The organism is Aureimonas sp. Leaf324 (genome assembly GCF_001423245.1).
Classification (GTDB): Bacteria; Pseudomonadota; Alphaproteobacteria; order Rhizobiales; family Rhizobiaceae; genus Aureimonas.
Genome location: NZ_LMOH01000001.1, coordinates 469,351 through 484,598, shown reverse-complemented (window position 1 = coordinate 484,598; position 15,248 = coordinate 469,351). Strand labels below are relative to the sequence as shown.

General features: G+C 67.3%; 17 protein-coding genes. 14 read left to right on the top strand and 3 right to left on the bottom strand.

Annotation, left to right across the window (positions count from 1 at the left end; genetic code table 11):
* Window positions 1–240: 240 nt before the first annotated feature.
* Window positions 241–609 carry a PRC-barrel domain-containing protein gene (locus tag ASF65_RS02310; protein ID WP_055884489.1) on the top strand — a complete coding sequence of 123 codons (369 nt, stop codon included), beginning with the start codon at window positions 241–243 and terminating at the stop codon, window positions 607–609.
* Window positions 610–671: 62 nt separating this feature from the next.
* On the opposite strand, the gene ASF65_RS02305 is transcribed toward ASF65_RS02310, so the two are convergent.
* The 3 genes from ASF65_RS02305 to phnF form a co-directional block, all read right to left on the bottom strand.
* Window positions 672–1,172, bottom strand: coding sequence for a hypothetical protein (locus ASF65_RS02305; protein WP_055884486.1), 501 nt, complete (start codon window positions 1,170–1,172; stop codon window positions 672–674).
* Complete coding sequence (gene alaS, locus ASF65_RS02300; RefSeq protein ID WP_055884483.1) at window positions 1,172–3,826, bottom strand: alanine--tRNA ligase; 2,655 nt, start codon at window positions 3,824–3,826, stop codon at window positions 1,172–1,174. Before alaS ends, ASF65_RS02305 begins: the two co-directional genes overlap by 1 nt.
* 150 nt (window positions 3,827–3,976) lie before the next feature.
* A complete protein-coding gene (gene phnF / locus ASF65_RS02295; RefSeq protein WP_055884481.1) occupies window positions 3,977–4,696 on the bottom strand; it encodes a phosphonate metabolism transcriptional regulator PhnF in 720 nt (239 codons plus the stop codon).
* Between the two features lie 121 nt (window positions 4,697–4,817).
* On the opposite strand from phnF, the gene phnG reads away from it, so the two are divergent.
* The 13 genes from phnG (at window position 4,818) to phnN (ending at window position 15,203) form a co-directional block, all read left to right on the top strand.
* Entirely contained in the window at window positions 4,818–5,294 is a 477-nt protein-coding gene (phnG, locus tag ASF65_RS02290; protein WP_055884478.1) for a phosphonate C-P lyase system protein PhnG, read from the top strand.
* Window positions 5,295–5,299: 5 nt separating this feature from the next.
* Entirely contained in the window at window positions 5,300–5,905 is a 606-nt protein-coding gene (phnH, locus tag ASF65_RS02285; protein WP_055885039.1) for a phosphonate C-P lyase system protein PhnH, read from the top strand.
* Window position 5,906: 1 nt separating this feature from the next.
* Window positions 5,907–6,986 (top strand): carbon-phosphorus lyase complex subunit PhnI, encoded by a 1,080-nt coding sequence (locus ASF65_RS02280; RefSeq protein ID WP_055884475.1) that lies wholly within the window; start codon window positions 5,907–5,909, stop codon window positions 6,984–6,986.
* Window positions 6,983–7,858, top strand: coding sequence for an alpha-D-ribose 1-methylphosphonate 5-phosphate C-P-lyase PhnJ (locus ASF65_RS02275; protein WP_055884474.1), 876 nt, complete (start codon window positions 6,983–6,985; stop codon window positions 7,856–7,858). Before ASF65_RS02280 ends, ASF65_RS02275 begins: the two co-directional genes overlap by 4 nt.
* Window positions 7,855–8,634, top strand: a complete 780-nt coding sequence (gene phnK, locus ASF65_RS02270) for a phosphonate C-P lyase system protein PhnK (RefSeq protein WP_055884471.1) — start codon at window positions 7,855–7,857, stop codon at window positions 8,632–8,634. The genes ASF65_RS02275 and phnK overlap by 4 nt, the downstream gene beginning before the upstream one ends.
* A 2-nt stretch (window positions 8,635–8,636) precedes the next feature.
* Window positions 8,637–9,350, top strand: coding sequence for a phosphonate C-P lyase system protein PhnL (gene phnL / locus ASF65_RS02265; protein WP_082505115.1), 714 nt, complete (start codon window positions 8,637–8,639; stop codon window positions 9,348–9,350).
* The gene (locus ASF65_RS02260; RefSeq protein WP_055884468.1) at window positions 9,350–10,012 is read left to right on the top strand and encodes a DapH/DapD/GlmU-related protein; all 663 of its coding nucleotides are present in this window, start codon (window positions 9,350–9,352) and stop codon (window positions 10,010–10,012) included. The genes phnL and ASF65_RS02260 overlap by 1 nt, the downstream gene beginning before the upstream one ends.
* A 32-nt stretch (window positions 10,013–10,044) precedes the next feature.
* On the top strand, window positions 10,045–10,893 hold the full coding sequence (gene phnC, locus ASF65_RS02255; protein WP_055884466.1) for a phosphonate ABC transporter ATP-binding protein: 849 nt from the start codon (window positions 10,045–10,047) through the stop codon (window positions 10,891–10,893).
* 26 nt (window positions 10,894–10,919) lie between these two features.
* Complete coding sequence (phnD, locus tag ASF65_RS02250) at window positions 10,920–11,912, top strand: phosphonate ABC transporter substrate-binding protein (RefSeq protein WP_055884464.1); 993 nt, start codon at window positions 10,920–10,922, stop codon at window positions 11,910–11,912.
* Window positions 11,913–11,982: 70 nt separating this feature from the next.
* Window positions 11,983–12,795, top strand: coding sequence for a phosphonate ABC transporter, permease protein PhnE (gene phnE, locus ASF65_RS02245; protein WP_055884461.1), 813 nt, complete (start codon window positions 11,983–11,985; stop codon window positions 12,793–12,795).
* Window positions 12,795–13,472 carry a DUF1045 domain-containing protein gene (locus ASF65_RS02240; RefSeq protein ID WP_055884458.1) on the top strand — a complete coding sequence of 226 codons (678 nt, stop codon included), beginning with the start codon at window positions 12,795–12,797 and terminating at the stop codon, window positions 13,470–13,472. Before phnE ends, ASF65_RS02240 begins: the two co-directional genes overlap by 1 nt.
* Complete coding sequence (locus ASF65_RS02235; protein ID WP_055884455.1) at window positions 13,469–14,617, top strand: alpha-D-ribose 1-methylphosphonate 5-triphosphate diphosphatase; 1,149 nt, start codon at window positions 13,469–13,471, stop codon at window positions 14,615–14,617. Before ASF65_RS02240 ends, ASF65_RS02235 begins: the two co-directional genes overlap by 4 nt.
* The gene (gene phnN / locus ASF65_RS02230; protein ID WP_055884452.1) at window positions 14,610–15,203 is read left to right on the top strand and encodes a phosphonate metabolism protein/1,5-bisphosphokinase (PRPP-forming) PhnN; all 594 of its coding nucleotides are present in this window, start codon (window positions 14,610–14,612) and stop codon (window positions 15,201–15,203) included. The genes ASF65_RS02235 and phnN overlap by 8 nt, the downstream gene beginning before the upstream one ends.
* The last annotated feature ends 45 nt before the right edge of the window (window positions 15,204–15,248 follow it).

Sequence of the window (15,248 nt, the reverse complement as noted above, 5' to 3'; positions counted from 1 at the left end):
CCCGAAAAATTGGCGGCGCTGGGGCAAAAGTTTGGCTGGCCATCAGTGAGTTGGCCTAAAGCCTTCGGAGATCCCTTCAAAGCGGGACTTTCGCACTCGGGCGGTTTCCCGGCCAAAATGACCAAATGACGACGAAAAAGCGGAGAGCGAATCTCGCATCTCATCGACCACGATAAGATCGCGGAACCGCATTCGAAACAATCCCGTTAGGGGTGCATCCATCATCAAGGAGTGCATCGAATGCATCGCATGATTCTCGCCGCCACCAGCGCTCTCCTTCTCTCCGGCGCCGCCGTTCAGGCCCAGCAGGCCGCCGCCGTCGAAGTGAACGAGAACGTCATGCTCATGCCCTGGAACAAGTCCGTCGATGCCATCGAAGGCGCCAAGGTTCTGAAGAGCGGTGACGGCGTCGAACTCGGCGAAGTCGAGGCGGTGCTCGGCACCGACGCCAACACCCCGGTCGCCCTCGTGGTCGACTTCAAGGGCACGACCACCGGCTTCACGGGTTCCAAGGTGATCCCGATCGATCGTTTCTCGCCGGACGGCAACCGTCTGACGCTGACGACCTCGGCCGCCGAGATCGCGTCGTTCCCCGAGTATGCGGGCTGATCAGTCATCGGGGGCGCCACAGGGCGCCCCCTTTTTCATCGGCTAGAAAGCTGACAATCAGGTCAGCGAACTTCGTTCAACCTTGCGTCCACCACATCGAAGCTTCCAGCAAAGGCGGGAAGGTCGCGCAGGTTGTAAGGTGGGGCCGACCGTGTTGCGAGTTCGTAGGGGTCCCCATCCCGCACATTCACCCCACCATCGCCCTTGTTCCCAAGGGGTGAGCATTCAGCGGTGATCTCGCCTTCATAGAGGTAACAGATGTTCGTTCCGCTGATGAGGCCGCGCTTCGGGTGAATGCCCCAGTACCCGCGCACGATCTTGTCCCCCACCCAAAGGAACACCCGCCCATCCGGTGCGTGATACTCCACCTGGCGAGGTCCGATCGAATGGAACGTCTTGTCGGCGATGCGACGGCAGTCTTCCATGACGGACGGTTCGCAGGCGGAGAGTCCGAAACGGGTTGCGTCGAGCGGCGGAAGTTCTTTCGGCGCTGACACGCAGCCGGACAGGACCCCCAGGGCCACGGCCGTGAAACCGACGCGCAATCTCGTAACCGTCGCCATCAGCCTGCGAGCCTCGCCTCAATGGCGGTGATTGCTTCATCGGCCCTGTCCGCATCCGGGCCGCCGGCCTGCGCCATGTCGGGGCGTCCGCCCCCGCCCTTGCCGCCGATCGCCTCCGAGGCGGCGCGGACCAGATCGACCGCACTGACGCGCTCGGTGAGATCGGCCGTGACGCCGACCACCACGCTCGCCTTGCCGTCCGCGACGCCCACGAATGCGACGACGCCCGAGCCAAGGCCAGCCTTCGCGTCGTCCACCATGCCCTTCAGGTCCTTGGCGGCGACACCCTCCAGCACGCGTCCGATGAAGGAAATTCCGCCGATATCCTTCGGAGCGGACGAGGACGACGATCCGTCACCGGCCAGCGCCAGCTTTTTCTTCGCTTCGGTCAGTTCGCGCTCCAGCCGCCGACGCTCCTCGACCAGCGAATCCACGCGGTCCGCGATCTCGGACGGTCCGACCTTGAGCGAGGCGGCGATCCGGCGGACGCGCGCATCCTGCTCCAGGAAGTAGTCTCGCGCCGCAGCGCCCGTCAGCGCCTCGACGCGGCGCACGCCGGCGCCCACCGCGCTCTCGGAGACGACGTGGACGAGACCGATGTCGCCCGTCGCCCGTGCGTGCGTGCCGCCGCAAAGCTCGATCGAGTAGGCTGCCTTCCCGCTGCCATCCTTGGCCCCGCCCATGGACACGACGCGGACCTCGTCACCGTACTTCTCTCCGAACAGGGCCATGGCGCCGAGCGCGATCGCGTCGTCGACCGCCATGAGGCGGGTTTCGACCGGCGTGTTCTCGCGGATGACGTCGTTGGCGAGCGCCTCGATGCGAGAGAGTTCGTCCGCCTCGACGGGCTTGGGATGCGAGAAGTCGAAGCGCAGACGGTCGGAAGAAACCATCGAACCCTTCTGGGCGACGTGGGTGCCGAGAACCTCGCGCAGGCCCTCGTGGAGAAGATGCGTCGCCGAGTGATTGGCGCGGATGCGGGTGCGCCGCTCGTGGTCGACGACCAGCTCCAGCGGCGCGCCGACCTTCAGCGTGCCTTCTGCGACCTTGCCGCGATGAATGAAGAGACCGTCGGCCACCTTCTGGGTGTCGGTAACGGTGAAGAGAACGCCTTCCCCCTTCATCGTCCCGGTGTCGCCGACCTGACCGCCGGACTCCGCGTAGAACGGCGTCTGGTTGAGGACGACCGCGACCTCCTCACCCGCTCCGGCGCTACCGATCTCCTTGCCGCCCTGGACGATGGCGCGGACCTGACCCTCGGCAGTTTCGGTATCGTAGCCCAGAAACTCGGTGGCGCCTTCGCGCTCGCGGATCGAGAACCAGATCGTCTCGGCAGCCGCCTCGCCCGAACCGGCCCAGCTCGCGCGCGCTTCGGCCTTCTGACGCTGCATGGCGGCGTTGAAGGCATCGAGATCGACACCGACGCCACGGGCGCGCAGCGCGTCCTGCGTCAGGTCGAGCGGGAAGCCGTAGGTGTCGTAGAGCTTGAATGCCGTCTCGCCGTCGAGCATGTCGCCCTGCCCGAGCGAGCCCGAGGCGTCGTTCAGAAGCGACAGGCCACGGTCGAGCGTGACGAGGAAGCGCTTCTCCTCGAGCTTCAGCGTCTCGGAAATCAGAGCCTCGGCGCGGGCGAGTTCCGGATAGGCGCGCCCCATCTCGGCGACCAGCGTCGGCAGGACCTTGTAGATCACCGGCTCGCGCGCGCCGAGAAGCTTCGCGTGGCGCATGGCGCGGCGCATGATGCGGCGCAGGACATAGCCCCGGCCCTCGTTCGACGGCAGCACGCCGTCGGCGATGAGGAAGGCGGTGGCGCGCAGATGGTCGGCGATCACCCGGTGCGAAGCGAGCGCATCCCCCTCGGCACGTGAGCCGATGGCCTCCTCGACGGCCGCGATCAGGCGGCGGAACAGGTCGGTCTCGTAGTTCGAGGTGACGCCTTGGAGGATCGCGGCCATGCGCTCGAGACCCAGGCCGGTGTCGATCGAGGGTCTCGGCAGGTTCAGGCGCTCGCCGGGCGAGACCTGCTCGAACTGCATGAAGACGAGATTCCAGAATTCGAGGAAGCGGTCGCCGTCCTCCTCGGCCGAGCCCGGAGGGCCGCCCCAGACGCTCTCGCCCTGGTCGTAGAAGATCTCCGAGCACGGACCGCAGGGTCCGGTCTCACCCATGGTCCAGAAGTTGTCGGAGGTCGGGATCCGGATGATGCGGTCGTCGGAGAAGCCGGCGATCGACTTCCACAGCTTCGCCGCCTCGTCGTCCTCGGAGTAGACGGTGACGAGAAGGCGCGACTTGTCGAGCGCGAACTCCTTGGTGACGAGGTTCCAGGCGAGGCTGATCGCCTCTTCCTTGAAATAGTCGCCGAACGAGAAGTTGCCGAGCATCTCGAAGAAGGTGTGATGCCGGGCGGTGTAGCCGACATTGTCGAGATCGTTGTGCTTGCCGCCGGCCCGCACGACCTTCTGCGCGGTCGTGGCGCGCGTGTAGGGGCGCTTTTCCAGCCCGGTGAAGACGTTCTTGAACTGCACCATGCCGGCGTTCGTGAACATCAGCGTCGGGTCGTTGCGCGGGACCAGCGGCGAGGACGCGACCGGTTCGTGGCCGTTCTTCGCGAAATACTGGAGGAACGTCGACCGGATCTCGTTCACGCCGCTCATGGGAAACCTTCAGGGCTTGGATAGGATCGCAGCGCAGGAACGCCGCAGCGCCAGCCTTTTAGCGAGGGGCTGAAACCCTGTCCATGCTCGCGCGCGACGGCCTGCGGGCAACGCGCACAGGCTGCCGAGCGCCGGATCCCCGCGGATGGCTCAGAGACGGATCACGAGTTCCATGCGATCGGCGGGAAAGCGCGACCGCAGCGCCTGGACCGGGCGATCGTCGGCATCGACGTCGATGGCGCTGGAGATCAGCACGATGCTGTCGGGCGGCAGGTCCAGATGCTCGGCGTCGACCGGATGCACGCGCTCGGCCGTGATTCGGGTCTCGAGCCGACGGTAGTCCGGCAATCCGTGCCGCTTCAGGGCTTCGGTGATCGATCCGGTCTCGGCATAGTCGCGCACGATGTTGGGAAAGCGATCGGCCGGAAAATAGCCGGTCGAAACCGATAGCGGCAGGCCGCTGGCGACGGACAGGGTGTCGAGGCGGGCCAGCGCCGCGCCGAGGGGGCAGTTGAGCAATGCGGCCAGCGCCTGATCGGCGCGCACCGTTTCCGAACGGATCAGACGCCCGGCGGGCCGCTGGCCCTGCGCCGTGACGTTCTCGGAAAAGCGGGTCCGCGGGCCGACCGGATAGGCAAGACGCGGTGCGGGTGCGTTGACGAAGGTGCCGCGTCCCCGCTCCGAGCGCAGAAGCCCCTCGGCCGCGAGCGACTGGATGGCGCGGCGAACGGTGTGCCGGTTGACCGCATATCGCTCGGCAAGCTCCATCTCGGGCGGAAGCTGGTCGGCCACCGAGCCGTCGGCGATGCTGGCACGAATGCGGTCCGCCACGCGTCGCCAGCGCGTCACCCCCTCGTCCGCATCGTTCATTCCGTCTGGCTCCATCCGACACCGCGCCGCCGTCATAGAGGTGTCACCATCAAGGCGCTATACCATCCCCGTTAAGACCGGTAGTCTAGACAAATAGACAACTGGAAGCGGGTCGTACACGATGCCTGAAACTGCCACCCCCTCGAACGCGCGAGCTGAGGATGCCCGCAAGCGCGCCATGAACGCGCTGGCGCTGGCGCCGCGAGGCTTCCTGAAGGATCGCTTCGCCGGCTTCGCGAACGAGGTGCCGACGGCCCTGTCCGTTCGCGGGCCGGAGGTCGGTCTCGTCATGCTGCGCGGCCGGGCCGGCGGCGGCGGTGCGGCGTTCAACCTCGGAGAGGCCAGCGTCTGCCGCGCCACGGTGCGGCTTGCGACCGGCGAAGTGGGGCACGCCATGATCCTCGGACGCGACGCCGAGACCACGCGCATCGCCGCTCACCTCGACGCCCTCTGGCAGACCCATGCCTGGCGCGAGCGGATCGAGGCCGAGGTCGTGACGCCGGCACTCGCCGCCGACGCCGAAGCGCTGGAGCGCCGCGCCGAGGAGACGGAAGCCACCCGCGTCGATTTCTTCACCGTCGCCCGAGGCGAGGATTGAACGTCATGTCCGCTGCGCTTTCCACCTCTGCCGTCTCCGGCGGCTTCGTCGATCCGATCCTCGGCTCGCAGGCCGCATTCCGACGGATCATGGGCGCCTTCGCGGAGCCTGGCACCATCATCGACCTCGGCGCCTTCGTTTCGGCGCCAAGGCCCCTGACGCCCGCGATCGCGACGCTGCTGGCGACGCTCGCCGATGCGGATGCACCGGTCTTCCTCGAAACCGACGACGTGACCGAGGCGTCGTCGTGGATCGCGTTCCAGACCGGCGCGGCCGTGCTGGCCGATCCGGCCAATGCCGCGTTCGCGGTCCTGTCGCTGAAGTCCGATCCCGCGCAGTGGCAGCGATACCCGGTCGGTACCGACGTCTATCCCGACCGCTCCGCGACCCTGATCCTGCCGGTCCAGGCGCTGGAGGGCGGCGCGTCGCTGACGCTGTCGGGCCCCGGCATCGAGACGACGCGCCGCATCGCACCGCTCGGCCTGACCGCCGGGTTCGTCGCAGCGCGCACGGCGAACCGCGCATTGTTTCCGCGTGGGCACGACCTCGTTTTGGCAACCGATGCGCAATGCCTCGTGCTGCCGCGCACGACCCGCGTCGAGGAAGCGTGAGATGTACGTTGCCGTCAAAGGCGGTGAAGCCGCCATTCAAAAGGCGCACCGGCTGCTCGCCGACCGCCGCCGTGGAGACCGAAGCCTCCCGGCGCTGACCATCGAGCAGATCGCGTCGCAGCTGGCGCTCGGTGTCGACCGCGTAATGGCGGAGGGCTCGCTCTACGATCCCGACCTCGCGGCGCTCGCCATTCGCCAGTCGCGGGGCGATCTGATCGAGGCGATCTTCCTCCTGCGCGCCTTTCGCACCACCCTGTCCCGCTTCCGCGCCGCCGAACCGCTCGACACGGGCTCGATGCGGCTGGAGCGACGTATCTCGGCAACCTACAAGGACCTGCCGGGCGGCCAGCTTCTCGGGCCGACCTTCGACTACACCCACCGCCTGCTCGACCCGACGATGGCACGCGACGAAGCCGTGGCCGAGCCGGAACGCCGCGCGGCGCCGACCGCTGTCGCGCCCCGCGTCACCGATCTTCTCGGTGCGGAAGGCCTGATGGAAGGCGATGGCGAACCCGGCGGCGAGCCCGGCGACATCACGCGCGATCCGCTTGATTTTCCCGCCGGACGCGACCTGCGGCTGCAGGCGCTGGCCCGCGGCGACGAGGGCTTCCTTCTGGCGCTCGGGTACTCGACGCAGCGCGGCTACGGGCGCACCCATCCCTTCGTCGGCGAAATCCGGATCGGGCATGTCGATGTCGAGGTCGAGCTCCCCGAACTCGGCTTTGCCATCACCATCGGGCGCGTGCGCGTTACGGAATGCCAGATGGTGGCGCAGTTCACCGGCGGTCCCGACGAGCCGGCCCGCTTCTCGCGTGGGTACGGTCTCGTGTTCGGGCAGTCGGAGCGCAAGGCGATGGCGATGAGCCTCGTCGATCGCGCACTGCGGGCCGACGAGTACGGCGAGGAACGGCGCAGCCCGGCGCAGGACGAGGAGTTCGTGCTCGAGCATTGCGACAACGTCGCCGCGACCGGCTTCGTCGAGCACCTCAAGCTGCCCCACTACGTCGATTTCCAGGCCGAACTCGACCTCGTGCGTCAGCTCAACGCCGAGCGGGACGCCCGCCAGGAGGCTGCCGAATGAGCACCGAGCTTCCCGCCATCAACTTCGCCTATCTCGACGAGGCGACCAAGCGCATGATCCGGCGCGCGATCCTCAAGGGGATCGCGATCCCCGGCTATCAGGTGCCTTTCGCCAGCCGCGAGATGCCGATGCCCTACGGCTGGGGCACCGGCGGCGTGCAGGTCACCGCGGCCGTCATCGGGCAGGACGACGTTCTCAAGGTTATCGACCAGGGGGCCGACGACACGACAAACGCCGTGTCCATCCGCGCGTTCTTCCAGTCCGTCGCGCGCGTCGCGACGACGACGAAAACGGGCGAGGCGACGATCATCCAGACGCGCCACCGCATCCCCGAGGTGCCTCTCCGGGACGGACAGATCCTCGTCTATCAGGTGCCGATCCCCGAGCCCCTGCGCTTCCTCGAACCACGCGAGACCGAGACGCGCACGATGCACGCGCTCGAGGAATACGGGCTGATGCACGTCAAGCTCTACGAGGACATCGCGCGTCACGGCCATATCGCGACCACCTACGCCTATCCTGTGAAGATCGAGGGTCGCTACGTCATGGACCCCTCACCCATCCCGAAGTTCGACAATCCGAAGATGAACCGGTCCCCGGCACTGCAATTGTTCGGAGCGGGCCGCGAGAAGCGCATCTATGCGCTGCCGCCTTACACCGAGGTCGTCAGCCTCGACTTCGAGGACCATCCGTTCCGCGTCCAGAGCTTCCGCACGCCGTGCGCGCTTTGCGGCTCGACGGGCGTCTATCTCGACGAGGTCGTCACCGACGATCGGGGCGGACGCATGTTCGTCTGTTCCGACACCGATCACTGCGAGACGCAGCGCGACGCCGCGGAGAACGGTCTCGCGCTTGGGGAGGCCGCGGAATGACCCTGGAAGCTCCTCTCCTCCACGTCCGCGACCTCGAAAAGCGCTATGGATCGCGCGTCGGCTGCACCGGCATCTCGTTCGATCTCTGGCCGGGCGAAGTGCTCGCCATCGTTGGCGAATCCGGCTCCGGCAAGACCACCCTTCTGTCGTGCATCTCCGCGCGCCTGGAGCCGACCTCCGGCAGCGTCTCCTACGCCATGCGGGACGGCGTGACCCGCGATCTCGCGGGCCTCACCGAGGCCGAGCGGCGGCTCCTGATGCGGACCGACTGGGGCTTCGTCCACCAGAACCCCGCCGACGGATTGCGTATGCGCGTCTCCGCCGGGGCCAATGTCGGCGAGAGACTGATGGCCGTCGGCCAACGTCACTATGGGACGTTGCGCGAAACGGCGCAGGATTGGCTCGGCCGGGTCGAGATCGCCGGAAGCCGCATCGACGATCGGCCGACCGAGTTCTCCGGCGGCATGCGCCAGCGGCTTCAGATCGCCCGCAACCTCGTCACGCATCCGCGACTCGTCTTCATGGACGAGCCGACGGGCGGGCTGGACGTGTCGGTACAGGCGCGCGTTCTCGATCTCCTGCGCGGGCTCGTCGCCGACCTCGGGCTGTCCGTCATCATCGTGACCCACGATCTCGCCGTGGCGCGGCTCCTGTCGCAGCGGATGATCGTGATGAAGGAGGGGCGCATCGTCGAGGAGGGCCTGACGGACCGGGTGCTGGACGATCCGCACCATCCCTACACCCAGCTTCTCGTCGCCTCGATCCCGGAGTCCTGATCGTGTCCGCTCCGTTCCTGTCCGTCGAGGGCGTCGCCAAGTCCTTCACCATGCACCTGCGCAGCGGGCTGACACTGCCCGTCGTCGAGAACGTCCGCTTCGAGCTTCATCCCGGCGAATGCGTCGTGCTGGGCGGTCCGTCCGGCGTCGGCAAGAGCTCGATCCTGCGCATGATCTACGGCAACTACGCGGTGGATCGCGGCTCGATCCTCGTGCGCGACGCCGCAGACGGCGAGATGCGCGACCTCGGTGCCGGAGACCCGCGCACCGTGCTCCGCCTCCGCGAGCGCTCGATCGGCTATGTCAGCCAGTTTTTGCGAGCGGTGCCTCGCGCGTCCGCTCTTGAGGTTGTGGCTGATCCACTGGTCCGGATCGGCGTGCCGCGCGAGGATGCGAGCCGGCGGGCGGCCGCCATGCTGCGTCGGCTGAACCTGCCGGATGCCCTCTTCGACCTGCCGCCCGCGACCTTCTCCGGCGGCGAGAAGCAGCGCGTGAACATCGCGCGCGGTTTCCTGACCGATCACCCGATCCTGCTTCTCGACGAACCGACGGCCTCGCTCGACGCCGCCAACCGTGACGTCGTGGTGGCGATGATCCGCGAGAAGCTCGCTGCCGGTGTCGCGATCCTCGGCATCTTCCACGACGAGCCCGTCCGCGCGGCCGTCGCTACCCGCATCCTCGACGTCTCAGCGTTTTCAGCTCGAAAGGCCGCCTGATGCCGAAGCTCAGCGAACACAAGCCGTGGATCCATCCGACGGCCGAGATCGAGACCACATCGTTCGGCCGATACACCGAGGTCGAGGCGCGGTCCGTTCTCTCCGAGGCGGTCCTCGGCGACTATTCCTACGTGATGCAGGACTGCCGGATCTTCGCCGCTCGCATCGGTAAGTTCGTCAACATCGCGGCTTCGGTGCGCATCAACGCCACGAACCACCCGGTCTGGCGCGCCACGCTGCACCACTTCACCTACCGCGCCGGCGACTATTTCGAGGGCGCCGAGGACGAGGCGGACTTTTTCGAGGCGCGGCGCGAGAACACCGTGAACATCGGTCACGACGTCTGGATCGGCCACGGCGTGACGGTGCTGCCGGGCATCACGATCGGCAACGGGGCTGTCGTCGGCTCGGGCGCGGTGGTGACGCGCGACGTCGCCCCCTACACGATCGTCGGCGGCGTGCCGGCCCGTCCGATCCGCGACCGGTTCGACCCGGGCGTCGGCGAACGGATGGACGCGCTCGGCTGGTGGGACTGGCCGCACGACACGCTGCATGCCGCGCTCGAAGACTTCCGCACCCTCGACGCCAGCGCCTTCCTCGATCGCTACGAAGGCGTCACGCAACCTTCATCCGCGCGTCACGCAAGTCGCATCGCCTCCTGACATTGTCCGCGAAAATCGGAAGGACGACCGCCATGACCGCGATCTCCGTGTCTCGCCTGTCGAAGCGCTTCGGAACGACGCAAGCCCTGTCCGGCATCGACCTGTCCATCGGTTCGGGTGAAATGGTCTGCCTGATCGGCGCTTCTGGTTCGGGGAAGTCGACGCTGATCCGTCACATCGCCGGACTGGAACTCGGCGACGGCAGAGACAGCCGGGTCTCGATCTTCAACGTGCCGACGCAGGCGGGCGGCCGCCGTTTGCCGGGCGCGCGGACGATGCGCCGCGACGTGTCGATCCTGTTTCAGCAGTTCAACCTCGTGTCGCGCCTGTCGGTGCTCACCAACGTTCTCGTCGGCAAGCTCGGACGGATCCCGCACTGGCGCGGCACGTTCGGCGTCTTCAGCGCCGGCGAGAAGGCGGAAGCCAGGAGCGCCCTCGCCCGCGTCGGCATCGAGAAGGTCTGGCGCCAGCGCGCGTCGACGCTTTCGGGTGGCCAGCAGCAACGGGCCGCGATCGCCCGAACGCTCGTCCAGAAGTCGCGCATCCTGATCGCGGACGAGCCGATCGCCTCGCTCGACCCCGCGTCCGCCCGTCGCGTGATGGACATCCTGTCCGACATCAACCGCACCGACAGCATCACGGTCCTCGTGTCGCTGCATCAGGTCGAATACGCGCGCCGCTACTTTCCACGCACGATCGCCATGCGGGACGGCCAGATCGTCTTCGACGGTCCGTCCTCGGCGCTGACCAACGCCTTCCTGTCCGAGCTCTACGGCGCGGCCTCGGAAGAACTCGTTCTGCCGGAAGCACCGGCAGCGCATCCCGACCCCCGGTCCGAGCCGGCGGTTACCAAGCGGCTCGGAGCCTTCGAGGCCGCCTGAACCAACTCAACCAACCGGAGACGACAATGAACGCGATCCTTAAGGGTCTGGCGGCGCTCGCGCTCGCTTCGACATTCGCCGGCTCGGCCATCGCCGAGACCATCAACTTCGGCATCATCTCGACCGAGTCGCAGCAGAACCTGCGCACCAAATGGCAGCCGTTCCTCGACGACATGAAGAAGGAGACGGGTCTCGAGATCGAGCCCTTCTTCGCCACCGACTATGCCGGCGTGATCGAGGGCATGCGCTTCGGCAAGGTCCAGATGGGCTGGTTCGGCAACAAGTCGGCGATGGAGGCGGTGGACCGCGCCAAGGGCGAGGTCTTCGCCCAGTCCGTGCCGTTCAGCGGCGAGCCCGGCTACTACGGCCTGATCCTGGCGCCCAAGGACTCGCCGCTCAACAGCGTCGACGACCTCCTGAAGTGCGACAAGACGTTGAACTTCGGCCTCGGCGATCCGAACTCGACGTCGGGCTACCTCGTGCCGATGACCTTCGTGTTCGGCGCCCGGAACATCGATCCGAAGTCCTGCTTCAAGACGGTGACCAACGCCAATCACGAGACCAACGCGATGGGCGTGGCCAACGGTCAGCTCGACGCCGCGACCAACAACACCGAGAACCTCGCGCTGATCGAGAAGAACCAGCCGGCTGCCTTCCAGAAGGTCAAGATCATCTGGAAGTCCCCGCTGATCTCATCGGACCCGATCGTCTGGTCGAAGGACCTCTCCGCCGAGACCAAGGAAAAGCTGCGCACGTTCGTGCTGAACTACGGCACCGATCGCACCAAGGGCGACAAGGCTGAAGAGCTGAAGACGCTCGCTGGCCTTACCTGGTCGCCGTTCCGCGCGTCCAGCGACGACCAGCTTCTGCCGGTCCGTGTGATGGAAGTGTCGAAGGCGATGGCCGCGACCCGCAACGACGCCTCCCTCTCCGCCGACGCCAAGGCCGCCAAGCTGAAGGAGCTGGAGGACAAGAAGGCCGGCTACGAAGCAAAGCTCGCCGCGGCGCCGCAGGGCTGAAGCCCGATCCAAAGCGTCCATCGCCGCGCCGGACGCGCGGCGGTGGACCGTCAGTCCAGGAGACACCGAGATGACGAACGCGCCCACCGCAGACGCCAAGGCCGCCGCGGCGATGGACACCGCGCCGAAGCGCTCGCTCGGCAGCCTCGCCGTCTGGCTGGGGCTGGCGCTTCTTCTCGTCTGGAGCTGGGGCCCGGCCGACATGGGGCGCTGGACCTACCTCTTCACTGATTCCGCCAACATGGCGGAGTACGCGAAGGGCTTCCTGTCGCCGAACTTTTCGGACTGGCGTTACTACCTCTCCGAGATGATCGTGACGGTGCAGATCGCGGTCTGGGGCACGTTCCTGTCCGTCCTACTGTCGATCCCGTTCGGCATCCTCTCGGCCGCCAACGTCTCACCGTGGTGGGTTCATCAGTTGGCGCGACGTCTGATGGACCTGTTCCGCGCCATCCACGAAGTCGTTTTCGCCGTGCTCTTCGTCGTGGCTGTCGGACTCGGGCCGTTCGCCGGGGTCATGGCGCTCTTCATCCACACGACCGGTATTCTCGCCAAGCTCTTCTCGGAAGCCGTCGAGGCGATCGATCCACGGCCCGTCGAGGCGATCCGCACCACGGGTGCGTCGCGGCTGCAGGAGATCGTTTACGGCGTCATCCCGCAGGTCCTTCCGCTGTGGATCTCGTTCTCCCTCTACCGTCTCGAATCCAACGTGCGCGCCGCCACCGTGCTCGGCGTGATCGGAGCCGGCGGCATCGGACAGGTGCTGTTCGAGTCGATCCGCGGCTTCTATTATCCGCAGGCATCGGCCATCCTCATCATCGTGGTCGCAACGGTCACGGTCATGGACGTCATCTCGCAGAGCCTTCGAAAGCGCGCCATCTAATGCGCGCCGCCATCTACTTCACGCCGCCGCGCGACGCGCCGCTGACCCGTCTTGCCGCCGCATGGCTCGGTCGCGACGCCTTCTCGGACGGTCCGACCGAGGCGCCTCTACCCCTCGTCGCGGAGCCCGCCCGGTACGGTTTCCATGCCACGATTAAGCCGCCGTTTCGCCTCGCCGAGGGTCGGACGCTGGAGGAACTCGACGAGGCGCTCGCCGACTTTTGCCATCGGCACCGCCGGGCCGAGATCGCGCAACTGGAGCTTCACCGCATCGGACGCTTCTTCGCGCTGGTTCCCGGCGGGCGCGAGCCGGCTCTCCATGCCCTGGCCGACGAGACCGTGCGGCAGTTCGAGCCCTTCCGAGCCCCCCTCGACGCGGCCGAACTGGCGCGCCGGGCGCCGGACCGGCTGACCGAGCGGCAGCGCGAGCACCTCGACCGCTGGGGCTACCCATACGTCTTCGACGAATTCCGTTTCCACATGACCCTCACCGGCCCCGTCGCCGACGAGGACGCCGCAGCGGTCGAGGCTCGACTTCGGGAACGCTTTGCGCCCGTGATCGGGCAATCGCTGGCGATCGACGGTCTCGCGCTCTTCGTCGAACCGCGCCCCGGCGGGCCGTTCCGCGTCCACACCCTCCATTCCCTGTCTTCCGATAGCGCAACGAGCCCGACATGAGCAGTCCAGCGACCGAAGAGGTCTTCCACAACGCCCGCATCGTCCTGGCCGACGAGGTGATCGAGGGCAGCATCCTCGTTCGCAATGGCCGGATTGCCGACATCTCGAACGGCACGTCCAATGTGGGGACGGATCTGGAGGGCGACTACCTTCTGCCCGGCCTCGTCGAGCTTCACACCGATCATCTCGAAGGCCATTACCTCCCCCGCCCGAAGGTACGCTGGAATATCGACGCCGCGCTGCAGGCCCACGATGCCCAGGTTTCGGCCTCCGGCATCACCACCGTGTTCGACGCCCTGCGGGTCGGCATGGACGAGGACGCCGCGCTCGGCTCGACCGACATGTCGGCGATGGCCGACGCGATCCTCGACGCGACGCGCGACGACCGGCTACGCGCCGAACACTTCATCCATCTGCGGTGCGAGGTCTCGGCACCCGACGTCGTACCGGCCTTCGAGACCATGATCGGCAACGAGCGCGTGCGGCTGGCGTCCTTGATGGACCATGCGCCCGGCCAGCGCCAGTTCGTCGATATCCAGACGTACCGCACCTACTACCAGGGTAAGATGCGGATGACGGATGTCGTGTTCGACGCGTTCTGCGCGCGGCGCGTGGCAGAGTCCGAGGCGAACTCGCCGGGCAACCGACGCCATATCGCCGGGCGCTGCCGCGAAGCCGGCATCACGCTCGCCAGCCACGACGACGCGACGGCCGCGCATGTCGAGGAAAGCCGCGAGCTCGGTATCGCGCTCGCCGAGTTTCCGACCACGTTGGAGGCGGCACGCCTGTCGCGCGAAGCCGGACTGTCGGTGTTGATGGGGGCGCCCAACGTCGTGCGCGGCGGCTCGCATTCGGGCAACGTGTCGGCGAAGGACCTCGTCGAGATCGGCGTTCTCGATGTGCTGTCGTCGGACTACGTGCCGTTCAGCCTGATCCAGGCGACCTTCGTGCTGGCGGGGTCGATCGGGTTGCCCGCGGCGACCGCGATGGTCACGCGGACGCCCGCGCGGGTCGCCGGTCTCGATGACCGCGGCGAGATCGCCGTGGGTCTGCGGGTGGATCTGGTACGCGTGCGCGCGCAGACCGGCGCCGCCAAGCCGCCAGTCGTGCGCAGCGTCTGGCGCGAGGGGCGGCGCGTTGCGTGACGACGGAACGCCGCAGGGGCTTCTCGTGGCCGTGGTCGGCCCGAGCGGCGCCGGCAAGGACACGTTGATCCGTCTCGCGTTCGAGAGTTTGGGCGACCAGCCCCGCATCGAGCTCGCCCGGCGGACGATCACCCGGCCGCCGGACGGCGAGACCGAGGATCACGACAGCCTCGACGCGGACGCGTTCGCAAACGTCGAAGCCGCCGGAGGCTTCTGCCTGACGTGGCGGGCGCACGGCCTCGCTTACGGACTGCCGCTCGCGATCGAAAAGCGCGTGCGGGCAGGTCAGATCGTGGTGGCGAACCTTTCCCGCCGTTCCCTCGCGGACGCCGCCGCTCGCTTCGGCCGGATCGCGGTGGTCGAGATCACCGCCCCGCGCTCTGTCCTCGTCGAGCGCATCGCCGCCCGCGGCCGGGAGAGTGCGGATGAGATCGGACGACGTCTCGCCCGTCAGGTCGGTCTCGATATCCCCGCTCGGTGCGAAAGCTCCCTGACGATCGACAACAGCGGTCCGCCTCGTCCAAACGCGGATGCTCTCGGCAACCACCTCCTCCGGCTCGCGGCGTCCGCCCAACGTCTTGATTGACGGTGCTGGCGAAGGCTTGACCTTCCGATGCCGCTGGGTTGGAGC